The sequence below is a fragment of the Thermus neutrinimicus genome (assembly GCF_022760955.1).
In the GTDB taxonomy this organism is placed as follows: domain Bacteria; phylum Deinococcota; class Deinococci; order Deinococcales; family Thermaceae; genus Thermus; species Thermus neutrinimicus.
This window is the reverse complement of the sequence record NZ_JAKTNU010000017.1, coordinates 24,301-36,985: the sequence shown is the minus strand read 5'-3', so window position 1 is coordinate 36,985 and position 12,685 is coordinate 24,301. Positions and strand designations below refer to the sequence as shown.

The 12,685-nt window shown below is 65.8% G+C and carries 14 protein-coding genes and 1 riboswitch; of the genes, 7 read left to right on the top strand and 7 right to left on the bottom strand.

The features are described from left to right. Positions 1–191: 191 nt before the first annotated feature. Together L0C59_RS09495 and L0C59_RS09490 are read left to right on the top strand one after the other, a co-directional pair. Complete coding sequence (locus L0C59_RS09495; RefSeq protein WP_243091122.1) at positions 192–791, top strand: protoglobin domain-containing protein; 600 nt, start codon at positions 192–194, stop codon at positions 789–791. Between the two features lie 7 nt (positions 792–798). Beyond that, on the top strand, positions 799–2,133 hold the full coding sequence (locus L0C59_RS09490; RefSeq protein ID WP_243091124.1) for a cobyrinic acid a,c-diamide synthase CobB: 1,335 nt from the start codon (positions 799–801) through the stop codon (positions 2,131–2,133). Positions 2,134–2,170: 37 nt separating this feature from the next. Here L0C59_RS09490 and sat read toward each other — a convergent pair whose 3' ends face one another. From sat to L0C59_RS09455, 7 genes are read right to left on the bottom strand one after another with little or no spacing between them, the layout of a single operon-like run. After that, entirely contained in the window at positions 2,171–3,223 is a 1,053-nt protein-coding gene (sat, locus tag L0C59_RS09485; protein ID WP_243091121.1) for a sulfate adenylyltransferase, read from the bottom strand. Between the two features lie 3 nt (positions 3,224–3,226). Continuing rightward, positions 3,227–3,955: a uroporphyrinogen-III C-methyltransferase gene (gene cobA, locus L0C59_RS09480; RefSeq protein ID WP_243091120.1), complete on the bottom strand. Its 729-nt coding sequence runs from the start codon at positions 3,953–3,955 to the stop codon at positions 3,227–3,229. Beyond that, complete coding sequence (locus tag L0C59_RS09475) at positions 3,948–4,694, bottom strand: sulfite exporter TauE/SafE family protein (RefSeq protein WP_243091119.1); 747 nt, start codon at positions 4,692–4,694, stop codon at positions 3,948–3,950. Before L0C59_RS09475 ends, cobA begins: the two co-directional genes overlap by 8 nt. A gap of 3 nt (positions 4,695–4,697) precedes the next feature. Further along, on the bottom strand, positions 4,698–5,366 hold the full coding sequence (locus tag L0C59_RS09470; RefSeq protein ID WP_243091118.1) for a phosphoadenylyl-sulfate reductase: 669 nt from the start codon (positions 5,364–5,366) through the stop codon (positions 4,698–4,700). Next, a complete protein-coding gene (locus L0C59_RS09465) occupies positions 5,354–6,004 on the bottom strand; it encodes a precorrin-2 dehydrogenase/sirohydrochlorin ferrochelatase family protein (protein WP_243091117.1) in 651 nt (216 codons plus the stop codon). Before L0C59_RS09465 ends, L0C59_RS09470 begins: the two co-directional genes overlap by 13 nt. Beyond that, entirely contained in the window at positions 6,001–6,759 is a 759-nt protein-coding gene (locus L0C59_RS09460; RefSeq protein WP_243091116.1) for a uroporphyrinogen-III synthase, read from the bottom strand. Before L0C59_RS09460 ends, L0C59_RS09465 begins: the two co-directional genes overlap by 4 nt. A gap of 17 nt (positions 6,760–6,776) precedes the next feature. Beyond that, complete coding sequence (locus L0C59_RS09455; protein ID WP_243091115.1) at positions 6,777–8,513, bottom strand: nitrite/sulfite reductase; 1,737 nt, start codon at positions 8,511–8,513, stop codon at positions 6,777–6,779. 126 nt (positions 8,514–8,639) lie between these two features. Beyond that, a riboswitch (TPP riboswitch) is annotated at positions 8,640–8,749 on the top strand. Positions 8,750–8,838: 89 nt separating this feature from the next. Here L0C59_RS09455 and thiE point away from each other — a divergent pair. Genes thiE through thiC form a run of 5 tightly spaced genes read left to right on the top strand, consistent with a single transcriptional unit; the run spans position 8,839 to position 12,677 of the window. Continuing rightward, positions 8,839–9,459 carry a thiamine phosphate synthase gene (thiE, locus tag L0C59_RS09450; RefSeq protein ID WP_243091123.1) on the top strand — a complete coding sequence of 207 codons (621 nt, stop codon included), beginning with the start codon at positions 8,839–8,841 and terminating at the stop codon, positions 9,457–9,459. Beyond that, a complete protein-coding gene (gene thiS, locus L0C59_RS09445) occupies positions 9,446–9,640 on the top strand; it encodes a sulfur carrier protein ThiS (protein ID WP_243091114.1) in 195 nt (64 codons plus the stop codon). The genes thiE and thiS overlap by 14 nt, the downstream gene beginning before the upstream one ends. Beyond that, entirely contained in the window at positions 9,641–10,426 is a 786-nt protein-coding gene (locus L0C59_RS09440) for a thiazole synthase (protein WP_243091113.1), read from the top strand. Then, positions 10,423–11,373, top strand: coding sequence for an NAD(P)/FAD-dependent oxidoreductase (locus L0C59_RS09435; protein WP_243091112.1), 951 nt, complete (start codon positions 10,423–10,425; stop codon positions 11,371–11,373). Before L0C59_RS09440 ends, L0C59_RS09435 begins: the two co-directional genes overlap by 4 nt. Beyond that, entirely contained in the window at positions 11,370–12,677 is a 1,308-nt protein-coding gene (gene thiC / locus L0C59_RS09430) for a phosphomethylpyrimidine synthase ThiC (protein ID WP_243091111.1), read from the top strand. The genes L0C59_RS09435 and thiC overlap by 4 nt, the downstream gene beginning before the upstream one ends. Positions 12,678–12,685 lie beyond the last annotated feature (8 nt).

Here is a 12,685-nt window from a genome sequence, read left to right as displayed (position 1 = left end):
CGGTTGGCCTTGCGGGCGTTAGGGGGAGTAGAGGTGGTTTTTTAGTGGGAGGGCACTTAGCACATCCCTTCGCTTCATCGCGCACCCCCAAGGGTAGACTAGGTGCCCGGTGTCATGGCTGGGTCAGGCCCGAGGGGTACGCCTCAGGGGGAAGTTCACAGGAGTCTAGGGGAACGGCTAAAATGGTTCCCATGACCGATAAAAGCCTCGGCCGCTTCTACCTCCTGGCCCAGGAGTTTTGGTCCCAGCTTCCCCCACAGGCCCGTTTCCGGCCCCTTGAGGACGCCAAGGTTTTCGCCCGCCATAAGGAAACCATGAAGGGCTGGGTGGACCAGGTGGTGCAGGGCTTCTACGACACCCTCTTCGCCCACCCCGCCACCCGGGCCGTCTTCCGCGAAGGGGAGAGGCCCGCCCGGGAAAAGACCCTTAGGGACTGGTACCTGCGCACGGTGGAGGGTCCCTTCAACGGCCAGTACTTTGCCTGGCAGACCCTGGTGGGCCTGGTGCACGTGCGCCGGGGGGTTACCAACGCCATGATGGCCGCCATGTGGAACTGGGTGGTGGAAACCACATGCCGCCTGGCCCGGGAACACCTCCCCAAGGAGGAGGCCGAGGCCCTGGCGGATGCTTGGCGGAGGCTAGGCTTCACCGTCATGGCCTTGATCTCGGAAAGCTACCTCCACGCCTACCTGGAGGCCCTGGCCCAGGCGGAAGGGGTGGAGGTGGGGGCCTTCCTCAGGCGGGCCCAGGAGGAAGCGGCCCGCCTCCTCAGAAGCCTCTCCCCAGGCTAAGATCATGATGAGGATTCCCCGGCTGGTCCTGGCCGCCCCCCACTCGGGGGCGGGGAAGACCACGGTGGCCCTGGCCCTGGTCCAAGCCTTGCAGGGGAAGAGCCTAAAGGTCCAGGCCTTCAAGGTGGGGCCCGACTATATGGATCCCACCCACCTCGAGGCGACCTCTGGGCGAAGGGTCTACAACCTGGATGGGTTTTTTCTCGGCGAGGCGGGCCTCCTCTCCCTTTTCCAGCACGGGGCTAAGGGGGCCGACCTGGCCCTGGTGGAAGGGGTGATGGGCCTCTTTGACGGGAAGGACCCCCTGGGAAGGGAGGGTTCCACCGCCCAGGTGGCCAGGCTTTTGCGAATCCCCGTGGTCCTGGTGGTGGACGCCTCCGCCATGGCGGGGTCCATTGCCCCCTTGGCCGAGGGGTTCCGGCGGTTTGACCCCGGGGTGCGGGTGGTGGGGGTTTTTGCCAACCGGGTCGGTTCGGCCCGGCACGCCGAGCTTCTACGGGAGGCCCTGGCCCACGTGGGCCTGCCCCTTTTGGGCTGGCTTCCCCAGGACCCCACCTTGGAGATCCCCGAGCGCCACCTGGGCCTGGTGTTGGCGGGGGAGGTGGCGCCTCCCCTTAGGGCCTTGGCCCAAGCGGCCCAGGTGGACCTCGAGGCTCTACTCCGCCTGGCGAGGGATGCCGAACCGCTTCCTGAGGCCCCAGCCTTCCTGCCGGAAAGGCGCCCCTCCCAGGTGGCGGTGGCCTACGCTTGGGACCAGGCCTTTCGCTTCTACTACCCCGAGGCCCTGGAGCTTTTGCAGGCCTTGGGGGCCGAGCTCATCCCCTTTAGCCCCCTAAAGGACACCCGCCTGCCCCAGGCCCAGGCCCTTCTCCTGGGCGGGGGCTACCCCGAGCTTTTTGCCGAGGGGCTTTCGCGAAACTGGGCCATGCGGGAGGCCATCCACCATTTCCCAGGCCCCATCGTGGCGGAGTGCGGAGGGTACATGTACCTCTCCCAAGGGCTTTGGGTGGGGGAGGGGTTCTTCCCCATGGTGGGCCTGGTTCCGGGGGAGGCCCACATGGCCCAAAGCCCCATCCTGGGCTACCGGGAGGTGGAGGCCTTGAGGGATAACCCCGTGGCCAAAAAGGGGGAGCGGTTCAAGGGGCACGAGTTCCACTACGCCCGGATGGAACAGTCCCCAAGCCCCGCCTGGCGGCGGGTGGGAGGCCAGGAGATGGAGGGCTACACGGATGGCCGTGTCCTGGCGAGCTTTGTTCACCTCTACCTGCCCGCCCGGCCGGAGGGGGCCCGGAGGCTTCTTGCTGGGGCAAAAGGGCTTCCCCCTTCTCCTTCGGGTTCTTGAAGGCGGTTCGGTGTCGGTGGCGAAGCCACCCAGTTCCCTAGACCCCTTCCCTGAGGATGGGGAGTAGTTCCGGCCGCACCAGCTCGGCAGGTGGGACTTTGCCCTCCCGGAGAAGGGAACGTACCTTGGTCATGCTGATGGAGATCCGCCCTTCTCGGTGATGATCAGGGCAGGTTTTTTCCGAGGCAATCCCACCGCAAAAGGAGCAGTGGAAAACCGCCCCCACCCTCAGGATTTCAATGCCAAGCGGAGGAAGCTGGTCAAAGATGCGGTGAGCGGCGTAGGGGTCGTAAAAGTTCCCCACCCCCGCATGGTCGCGGCCCACCAGGAAGTGGGTGGCCCCGAAGTTCTTGCGCACCAGGGCGTGGAAGACCGCCTCCTTGGGTCCGGCGTAGCGCATGGGGGTTGCGAGGCCAAACAGGGCCACCCGCTCGGGGGGAAGGAAGCCCTCCTTCAGGGCTTGGTAGGCCTTCAGGATGACCTCCGTGGGGAAATCGTCCTCCTTCTTGGCTCCCAGGATGGGGTGGATCAGGACGCCGTCGGCCAGCTCCAGCCCCAGCCGGATCAGGTACTCGTGGGCCCGGTGGGGGGCGTTGCGGGTCTGGAAAGCCACCACCTTGCGCCAGCCCCGCTTTCGGAAAAAGGCCTGGACCTCCGCAGGTGTTTTCTCCAGGTCCTTGGACCTAGGCCTCCAGGCCAGAACCTCCACCCGTCCTCCCAGGGCATAGGGACCCTTTTCCAGGAACTTCCTTACCCCGGGATGCGCTTCGCTTTCCGTACCGAAGACCTGGTGGGCCAGGGCCTTAAGGTCCAGCTCGTAGGCGTCATCTACCTGGAGAAGGGCCACGGGCTCTTTCCCATACACCAAGACCACCCGGTCCCCTCTGCCCACCCGGGGTTTCTCCTGGAGCTGGAGGAGGATGGGGATTGTCCAAACCTCTCCCGAAGGGAGGCGCATTTCCTGAGCTACGGAAAGGGTTTCCTCCCGGGTCATGAAGCCGCGCACGGGGTGGAAGGCCCCCGTGGCCAGGTTTTCCAAATCCAGCCTCTCGTCCTCACCGATTTCCACCTGGGGCAGGGTTTCCCGCACTTTCTAGACCTCCACTGTCGCCGAGGCTAACGAGACCTCCTTTGCCCTGGCACCGAAGACCCTTACCACCTCCCCCAGCACCCAAACCGCCGGGGAAGAAACCGCCACCTTTCCCGCCGCTACCTCGTGCAAGGCCGCCTGCACCCTCTCTTCCCTAGAGGTGGTGGCCTCCGCAACGAAGAGGGTGGGTTCATCTGGCCTCCTTCCCAGCCGGAGGAGTTCCTGGGCGATCCATACCCGCCTTTTCACCCCCATGAGGACCACTAGGGTGGGTGCCCGGGCAAAGGGCGCAAGGTCCGGATATCCTCCGCCTTCCAGGACCCCGGAAACCACGGCAAACCCTGAGCTAAGGCCACGGTGGGTGAGGGGTAGCCCCGTGGCCAAGAAACTGCTCACCCCAGGCACCACCTCCACCTCTATCCCGTGGGCGGCCAGGAAAAGGGCTTCCTCACCTCCTCTGCCCAACACGAAGGGGTCCCCTCCCTTAAGCCGGACCACGAAGGGATAGGCCTGGGCATAGCGAAGCAGTAGGCGGTGGATCACCTCTTGCTTGCCGCTTTCCCCCTCCGATTTACCCACGTCCACCCTCTGCCCCCGGGCCAAGGCGAGGATGCCCTTACCCACCAGCCGGTCGTGGAGGACCACGGGGGCCTCCTTTAGAAGCCGGTAGGCCTTCAGGGTGAGGAGTTCCGGATCCCCTGGGCCTGCCCCCACCAGGTAGACCTTAGCCATGGGCCGCCCCCCGCCAGACCAGCTGGGCCCCGATGAAGAGGAGCCAGAGGAGGAGGGCCACCCGGAAGGGTTCCTTGGGCACCTTGGTGGCCAGGAGAGCTCCCAAAGCGGCCCCCAGCATCCCACCCATGCTTAGGGGCAGGAGGATCCCTGGGGCCACCTGGCCGAAGTGCAGGTGAACCCCTCCCCCCACCAGGGCCAGGGTTAGACCATAGAGGATGTCCGTGCCCACCACCTGCTGCGGGGAAAGCCGGGTGGCGTAGAGGAGGAGAAGGGTGCCCAAGGCCCCACCTCCTGCGGAGGAAAAGCCCACCTCGAGGCCAATGCCAAACCCCCCAAGCGGCAGGAGCCAAAGCCTCTCCCTCCTACTCCCAGGCTGGCGGTTGGTGAGGCTACGGTAAAGCCCTAACCCAGCGGATAGAAGCAAGGTAAACCCCACCAGGAGGAGGACCAGATCCCTTGCCCCCCTGAGGTGGGACAGAAGGAGGCTGCCCAGAAAAACGCCCGGCAGGCCCCCCAGGAGCAAAAGCCCCAAGGCCCTCCCCGCCACCTGGTCCCGCAGGAGGTAAACGGTTCCGGCGGGAATCTTTACCAAAAAACCAAAGAGGAGGGCCGTGCCCACCGCCACCTCGGGGGGTAGGCCCAGGGCCAGGATGAGCAGGGGGGTGGTTACCGTGCCAGCCCCTACCCCGGTGACCCCGATGGCGAAGGCGATGAGGAAGCCCAAGAGGAAGGCCATCCCCTACCCCTCCTTGCCGTGAAGATGGATGCCGCACTCCAGCTTGCCCTTGCCTGTCCAGCGACCAGAGCGAGGGTCCTGAGGGTCCAGGGGCTTGGCCGTGCAGGGAGCGCAGCCGATGGAGAGGTAACCCTGGTCGTAAAGGGGAAGGTAGGGAAGACCGGCCACGGCCAGGTAGGCGAAGACCTCTTTAAGGGTCCAGTCGTAAAGGGGGCTTACCTTTTTCAGGCGGTGGCCGCTATGGAGAATTGCTTCTTCCACGGGCTTGAGGTGGGCCCGGGTGGGGGACTGCTCCCGCCTGAGTCCCGTGAACCAGGTATCGTAGCCCTCGAGGGCCTGAAAGAGGGGCTCCACCTTGCGGATCTGGCAGCAGCGGCTGGGGTCGGTCTCGTAGAGCCTCCCGTAAAGGCGCTCCTGCTCCTCCCTGGAAAGGCTTGGGGTGAGGTTTACGAGCCGAAAGCCAAGCCTTTCCTTTAGGGCATCCCGGTAGGCGTAGACCTCCGGGAAGTGGTAGCCGGTGTCCAGGAAGACGACGGGGACGTCGGGTTTCTCTTCCAAAAGGAGATGGAGGACCACCAAGTCCTCTGCTTGAAAACTGCACGTGAAGCAGGGCTTCTGGCCTTCCGCTAATGCTTCCTGGATGAAGGTCTTGGCACTTTTCACCTTGTCCATGGCTGGACCTCCGCAAGCACTTCCTCCACCTTTTCCTCGGCCCGGGCCAGACCTGCCTCCGGATCCCGGTCCAGTTCCCCTAAAGCCAGGTCCACGATTCGGTACCAAAGCCGTCTGCGCTCTGCAAAGGAGGGGACTGCCGCTATCCTGGGCCTAAGGCGGCGCAGGTAGGCTACGAGTTCCCCGTACTCCGGGTCCAAAAGCCGGAGGAGGCGCTCCTTCAGGCGCACCGCCAGGGCAGGGGCCGCGCCGGAGGTGGAGAGGGCCACCACCAACTCTCCCCTTCGCACCACGGCGGGGAGGATGGCGGAGGCGTTTTCCGGGTCGTCCACCGCCACCAGGAATACCCTTCGCCTTTCCGCTTCCGCCTTGACCTGGGGGTGGATCCCCTTGTCCCGGGGATGGCTTACCACCAGGAAGAAGCCCTCGAGGTCCCCTTCCCGGTAGCCTCGGGGAAGCCAGCGGACCCTCCCCTCCTTGGCCAGGTCCGCCAGGTTCCAATGGTCCTCCTCGGCAAGGACGGTGATCCGGGCTTGGGCCTCGAGGAGAGCCTTGAGCTTGACCTCTGTTTCCGGCCCGCCGGCGATGAAGAGGACGGGCCTATCCCGCAGGTCCAGCATGAGGGGAAAGTAGGTCATACCACCTCCCGGCACAGGCGTAAGAAACCCTGGAGCATGCTTCCTAGCCGTTCCTGCTCGTCCACGTAAAAGGGTGGGACTCCCCACTCCTTTAAGGCATCTGCGGTGACCCGGCCCACGGCCAGAGCCTTTACTTTCCCGTTCAAGGCCTGCCCTAAGGCATAAGGATCCGCGGCTCCCTCAAACAGGAACTCCACCTGGATGGCGGCCACGAAGGCCACCGCATCCACCTCGCCCGCGAGGATGGCGTTTTCCAAGCGGCGGATGCCCTCGGGGTCCGGGAGATGGCGGTAGGACATGAGGGGAAGAACCAGGTAGCCCCTCTCCTCCAGGGCTTTTTCCAGCAGGGGCAGGGGCTTGCCGTAGAGCTGAAGGGCGGCTATCCCCTGTCCCTGGGGAAGCAGGGGAAGGAGGCTTGCGCTGGTCCCGTCCCCTACTCCATGGGGAGGGAGGCCAAGTTCCCTCAGGGTCCGGGCGGCCTTGGTTCCTCGAGCCAGGCGGTGGGCCCTTTTCAGGGGCTCCTGTAGGGTGAGCTCTAAGGCCCGGCCGCCCTCCAGGAGGTCCTTCACCCCCACCCCGGTGGTGGCCACCAGGAGGTCTACCCCTTCCGCCAGGCGCCGGAGGTGATCCCGGTATTCGGGCACCGGCACCTTCTCCGTGGTCTGTACGGGAAAAAGTAGGGGGGTAAGCCCCAGTTTCTCCGCCAAAATCCGGAACTCCTCCTTCCTACGCAGACCGGCGTAAGCGATCCGCATCCTCCCTCCCAAGGTTCTCAGACTGCGCATTCCCCGTGGCCTAGCTGGACCCGGAAATCCTGCCCATCGGCTCCTAGATCCTGGTAGAACTCCGGGGCCTCCTCGTAAGGGGGAATACCCTGGAGGTCCTCCAGGAGGGGCTTGAAGGAAGCAGCCCCTACCCGGTCCAAAAAGGCCTGGAAGCTTTCGTTCTGCAGTCGCTCCTCCTGGTAGCGCCTCAGGATCCGTTCCACCGCCTCGGGTGCGCGCCGGGCGGGGATGCGGGCCACTACCTGGCCGAAGCGGGCCTCGCCTTCCCGGGTGCGCCCGCCCAGGAGGAGGGTGTAATGGGGTACCTCCCTTTCCCCCACCTTGCGGCTTGAGCCGTAGAAACCGATGTCGGCGATAGGATGCTGGCCGCAGGAGTTGGGGCAGCCGGAGATCTTAAGGCTGATGGGCCGCACCCCCGGGTCCTGGATTAAGGGAAGGTCCAGGAGATGGGATTCCAGGGCCTGGGCCAGGCCCCGGGAGTGGGTGATGGCCAGGTTGCAGGTATCCGCCCCCGGGCAACGGGTGATGTCCAGGATGGTGTGGGCCTGGGGATGGGCGAGGCCCGCTTCCAGAAGGGCCTCATAAAGCCCTCCCAAAGCCTCTTCCGGCACGAAGCGGAGGAGGAAATTCTGGCTGATGGCGCTTCTTACCTCCCCAGCATAGGTTTCGGCGATCTTCGCCAGGGCCCTGAGGCCCTCGGGCGTGATATCCCCCAGGGGTAGGCGGACGGTTACCGTGTAGAAACCTGCCTGCTTCTGGCGGAAGAGGTTGTTGCGGCGCCACTCGTCAAACCCCGGAGTGAAGGAGAAGGGCTTCCTGGGGGGGGAGGGTGGTTGGGGAGCTGGCTCCTGGCTCCAGGCGGCGGGGTTCCAGGCCTCGAGGTCCTCCCCGCTGGCGGTGAGCTTCACGATCCGCCTTTCCTCCCGCACCGCTTCCCGGAAGGCGGCGATGCCCCACTTCCTCACCAGGAACTTAAGCCGGGCCTGGGTCAGGACCTTGCGGTTGCCATGGCGGTCAAAGAGGCGAAGGATGGCCAGGAGGGTGGGCAGGAGGTCCTCTTCCGGGGTAAAGGGTTCCAGAAGTTCGGCGCTCATGGGAACCGCCCCCAAGCCCCCGCCCACGTAGAGGCGAAAGCCCCTTTGGCCCCCTTCCACCGCCGCCACCGCTCCGATGTCGTGGATAGGGGTGCGGGCGTGGTCGGTGGCGCATCCCTCAAAGGCGATCTTGAACTTGCGGGGCAGGTTCTGCCCCACGGGGTGGCGGAGGAAGTAGCGGTAGGTGGCCTCGGCGTAAGGGGTCACGTCAAAGGGTTCCTCGGGGGAAACCCCGGCGTACGGGCAGCAGGTGATGGCCCGGATGGAGTGGCCGCAGGCTTCCCGGGTAGTGAGGCCCACCCCGTTTACGGCCCGGAGGACGTGGGGTACGTTCCTTCGGTGCACGTGGTGAAGCTGCACCGCTTGCCGGGTAGTTACGTGGGCCAGGCGGTTTTCCGTATACCGCTCCGCCACCTCTGCTAGAACCCTTAGGGCTTCCGGGCTTACCCGGCCTACGGGGAGTTTGATGCGCACCATATGGTGTTCAGGCCTTCCCCGAATACCGTAGATACCGTTTTTCAGGCGATAGAGCCGGAAGTCCTCGGGGTCTTCCTCCCCCGCCTCGAGGCGGGCGATCATGGCCTCCAAATACTGGACTTCGGCCTCGACCTCCGTGCTGAGTCCTGCCATCCTGCCTCCTTTTCCCCCTCCCCGGGGGGTTGTCCGGCATAATATACCATTGAGTGTGTGAAAGTCAAGGGTATATGCCCCTCTCCTCAGGCTGGGTTTCCGAGAGCCCCGCATGCTATAGTGGAAGGGACAGGCTAGGGGTGCCCCAATGGAGGGGCTGAGAGCTGGGTTTCTCCCAGCAACCCTTAGAACCTGATCCGGGTAATGCCGGCGGAGGGAAGCCTATGCGGAGGAATCCCCCTACAAACCGAATCTCTCCCCAGGCCGCGTGGGCCCTGGACCCCGGGCCTTACCCGGAGGGCGCATGCGGCGGGGAGGTGAAAGCTTGCTGGGAAGGCTCTATCTGGTGGTGACCCCCAGGCCCGGCTGGTCCCTGGAGGTGACCTTGGACCGCACGGAAAGGGCCTTGGCAGGGGGGGTGGAGGTTTTGCAACTTCGGGCAAAGGACTGGGAGGCCAGGCCCACCCTGGACCTGGGGGAGAGGATGTTGTCCCTGGCCCGGCGGTACGGGGTTCCCTTCTTCCTCAACGACCGGCCTGATCTGGCGGCCCTTCTGGGGGCGGACGGGGTGCACCTGGGCCAGGGGGACCTCACCCCCGGGGAGGCCCGGCGCTTCTTCCAGGGGATGGTGGGCCGCTCCACCCACGCCGCCGAGCAGGCTCTAAAGGCCCTCGAGGAAGGCGTGGACTACCTCTCCATAGGCCCGGTGTGGGAAACCCCCACCAAGCCGGGTAGGCCGGCAGCGGGCTTGGCCTATGTGCGATGGGCCAGGGAAAATTTGGGGGAGAAGCCCTGGTACGCCATCGGCGGCATCACCCTGGAGAACCTGGGGGAGGTCTTGGAGGCTGGGGCGCGCCGCATCGTGGTGGTGCGGGCCATTTTGGACGCCGAGGACCCCGAGAAGGCGGCCCAGGCCTTTCGGGAGAAGCTCTATGGTGTGGCTTAACGGCGAGGCCAAGCCTTTGGAGGGGAAGACGCTTAAGGAGGTCTTGGAGGAACTGGGCGTGGAGCTATCCCGGGTGGCGGTCCTCCTCAACGAGGAGGCCTATCCGGTGTGGGAGCTTCCCCACCACGTCCTAGAGGAAGGGGATGTGGTGGAGGTGGTGGCTCTGATGCAAGGAGGCTAGATGGACACCTGGAAGGTAGGGGATACCGAGCTGAAAAGCCGCCTCATCCTGGGTTCGGGTAAGTTCAAGGACTTTGGGGTGATGCGGGAGGCCGTAAGGGCTTCAGGGGCGGAGGTGGTCACCGTGGCCATCCGCCGGGTGGAGGCCAAGATGCCCGGGCACGTGGGGCTTTTGGAGGCCTTGGAGGGGGTCAGGCTTCTGCCCAACACCGCCGGGGCCAAGACCGCGGAGGAGGCCCTAAGGATTGCCCGCCTGGGCCGGGTCCTCACCGGGGAACGGTGGGTGAAGCTGGAGGCGATCCCCGACCCTACCTACCTCCTTCCCGACCCCGTGGAGACCCTGAGGGCGGCGGAGAGGCTGTTGGAAGAGGGTTTTGTGGTTCTTCCCTACATCGGGCCCGACCTGGTCCTGGCCAAAAGGCTGGCGGCGCTGGGCACGGCCACGGTCATGCCCCTGGCGGCCCCCATCGGTTCGGGCTGGGGGGTTAAGACCCGGGCCCTTTTGGAGCTCTTTGCCCGGGAAAAGGCTTCCCTGCCCCCGGTGGTGGTGGATGCGGGGCTTGGCCTGCCCTCCCATGCGGCAGAGGTGATGGAGATGGGCCTGGAAGCGGTTTTGGTGAACACCGCTATCGCCGAGGCGGAAGACCCCGTGGCCATGGCCGAGGCCTTCCGCTTGGCGGTGGAGGCGGGAAGGAGGGCGTACCTGGCGGGGCCCATGCGCCCCAGGGAGGGGGCAAGCCCCTCGAGCCCCACCGAGGGCGTGCCTTTGGGAGGGCAAAAGCGGTGAAGGCGGACGCCATCGTGGTGGGGGCAGGGATCATCGGGGCCCTGGCTGCCTACGAGCTGAGGAAGCGGGGCCTGAACGTCCTCCTGCTGGATGCCGGCAAGGAGGGGGCGGCCACCCTGGCCAGCGCAGGGATGCTGGCCCCCTACCCCGAGGGGCTTTCCGGGGAGGTGCTGGAGGCGGCCCTCTTGGGCCTGGAGTCCTACCCGGGGCTTCTTGCTGAGCTTAGGGGCCTGGACCTGGAGGTGGAAGCAGGCTTTTCCGGTACCCAGGTGGTGGCCCTATCCCATGGGGAACAGGAAGCCTGGGGAGCGGGAGAACCCCTCTCCTATCCGGTGCGGGGGGCAAGGGGCGCACGCACCTTCCCCGGGGGTTATGTGCATCCCGGAAGGCTAAGGGAGGCCCTGTTAAGGGCCTTGGCCGCCATGGACACCCCCTTGGTCCTGGCCGAGGTGGAACGGGTGGAGCCGGGACGGGTCCATGGGCGGGGGGAGGAGGGAGCCTTTTCCCTCGAGGCCCCCCGCATCCTCCTGGCCGTGGGGGCGTGGGGAGGGCGGTTCGGTCTTAGGGTGCGCCCCCTAAAGGGGGAGGCCCTGGTCCTGGTGGGACCTCCTGAGGCCCAGCCCCCCCAGCCCCTTTTTGCCGGGGAGGGTTACCTCCTTCCGCGGGAGGGCGGGGTGTACGTGGGGGCCACGGGGCGCGAGGGGTGGGCTCCTGGGGTGGACCTCTTTGGGCTCAGGTGGCTTGCCGATTACGCCCACGAGCGCTTTCCCCTCCTGGAAGGGGCCCGGTTGCGGGAGGCCCTTTGGGGCCTTCGGCCCGCGGGGGAGCTTTTTGTGGGGGAGGTACAGGAAGGAATCTATGCGGCGGTGGGCCACGGGAGGAACGGGGTCCTCCTGGCTCCGTGGACAGCGAAGAGGATTCTGGAACTTATGGGGGTAGAACCATGACCCAGCTGGAAGCGGCAAGAAAAGGCATCGTCACCGAGGAGATGGCCTACGTGGCGGAAAAGGAGGGGGTTTCCCCAGAAGTGGTGCGGGAGGGGGTGGCCGCGGGGCGGATCGTGATTCCCCGGAACCCCAACCACCGCACCCTTAAGGACTTCAAGGGGATTGGGGAGGGGCTTAGCGTGAAGGTGAACGCCAACCTGGGCACCTCCTACGACTACGTAAACCCCGAGGAGGAGGTGGAAAAGGCCCGGGTGGCCATCCAGTACGGGGCGGACACCATCATGGACCTCTCCACCGGGGGAGACCTGAGGGCCATAAGGGAGCGGATCCTCGAGGTGGCCACGGTCCCCTTGGGCACCGTGCCCATCTACGAGGCGGAGTTCCGCGCCGCCAAGAGGAAAAGCTTCTTCGACATGTCCGCGGACGACCTTTTTGGGGTCATAGAGGAGCACGGGCGGCAGGGGGTGGACTACATCACCGTGCACGCGGGGGTTACCCTGAGGAACCTGGAGGTCTACCGGAACACCCCCCGGACCACGGGGATCGTGAGCCGAGGCGGAGGGCTTCTCGCCGCCTGGATGCTCCACCGGGGAGAGGAGAACCCCCTTTATGCCCGCTTTGATGACCTCTTGGACATCGCCCGTACCTACGACGTGACCCTCTCCTTAGGAGATGGCCTCAGGCCCGGTTCCCTGGCGGACAGCACCGACCGGGCCCAGATCGCCGAGCTCCTCACCATCGGGGAACTGGTGGAAAGGGCCCGCCGGGCGGGGGTGCAGGCCATGGTGGAGGGCCCGGGGCACATCTCTCTTAACGAGGTGGCCGCCAACGTGCAAATCCAGAAGAAGCTCACGGGCCATGCCCCCTTCTACATCCTGGGCATGCTTCCCGTGGATACCGCCGCTGGCTTTGACCACATCGCCGGGGCCATCGGCGGGGCCTTGGCGGGCTGGATGGGGGCGGATATGCTCTGCTACCTGACCCCGGCGGAGCACCTGGGCCTCCCCACCCCGGAGCACGTGAAGGAGGGGGTGATCGCCTTCAGGATCGCCGCCCATGCCGCCGACGTGGCCCGGGGGAACCCCAGGGCCCTGGAGCAAAACCGCCGCATGTCCGAGGCCCGCTACCGCCTGGACTGGGAAGGCCAGTTTGCCCTCTGCCTCTTTCCCGAGGAGGCCCGCCGCCTCAAGGAGGAGCGGGGCTCCAAGACCAAGGCCTGTAGCATGTGCGGCCCCTTCTGCCCCATGAGCCTGGTGGAGGCGGTCCTTAGGGGTAAGGGCCGCATGGAGCTTCCCGTAGGTTAGGGGGCGGC

What these genes read in the sequence shown, in the direction of transcription:
- L0C59_RS09440 (WP_243091113.1), top strand. Translation starts at nt 9,641, where the DNA reads ATGGACACCTGGAAGGTAGGGGATACCGAGCTGAAAAGCCGCCTCATC.
- thiS (WP_243091114.1), top strand. Translation starts at nt 9,446, where the DNA reads ATGGTGTGGCTTAACGGCGAGGCCAAGCCTTTGGAGGGGAAGACGCTT.
- L0C59_RS09475 (WP_243091119.1), bottom strand. Translation starts at nt 4,694, where the DNA reads ATGGCCTTCCTCTTGGGCTTCCTCATCGCCTTCGCCATCGGGGTCACC.
- L0C59_RS09495 (WP_243091122.1), top strand. Translation starts at nt 192, where the DNA reads ATGACCGATAAAAGCCTCGGCCGCTTCTACCTCCTGGCCCAGGAGTTT.
- cobA (WP_243091120.1), bottom strand. Translation starts at nt 3,955, where the DNA reads ATGGCTAAGGTCTACCTGGTGGGGGCAGGCCCAGGGGATCCGGAACTC.
- thiC (WP_243091111.1), top strand. Translation starts at nt 11,370, where the DNA reads ATGACCCAGCTGGAAGCGGCAAGAAAAGGCATCGTCACCGAGGAGATG.
- L0C59_RS09465 (WP_243091117.1), bottom strand. Translation starts at nt 6,004, where the DNA reads ATGACCTACTTTCCCCTCATGCTGGACCTGCGGGATAGGCCCGTCCTC.
- L0C59_RS09470 (WP_243091118.1), bottom strand. Translation starts at nt 5,366, where the DNA reads ATGGACAAGGTGAAAAGTGCCAAGACCTTCATCCAGGAAGCATTAGCG.
- L0C59_RS09460 (WP_243091116.1), bottom strand. Translation starts at nt 6,759, where the DNA reads ATGCGGATCGCTTACGCCGGTCTGCGTAGGAAGGAGGAGTTCCGGATT.
- L0C59_RS09455 (WP_243091115.1), bottom strand. Translation starts at nt 8,513, where the DNA reads ATGGCAGGACTCAGCACGGAGGTCGAGGCCGAAGTCCAGTATTTGGAG.
- L0C59_RS09490 (WP_243091124.1), top strand. Translation starts at nt 799, where the DNA reads ATGAGGATTCCCCGGCTGGTCCTGGCCGCCCCCCACTCGGGGGCGGGG.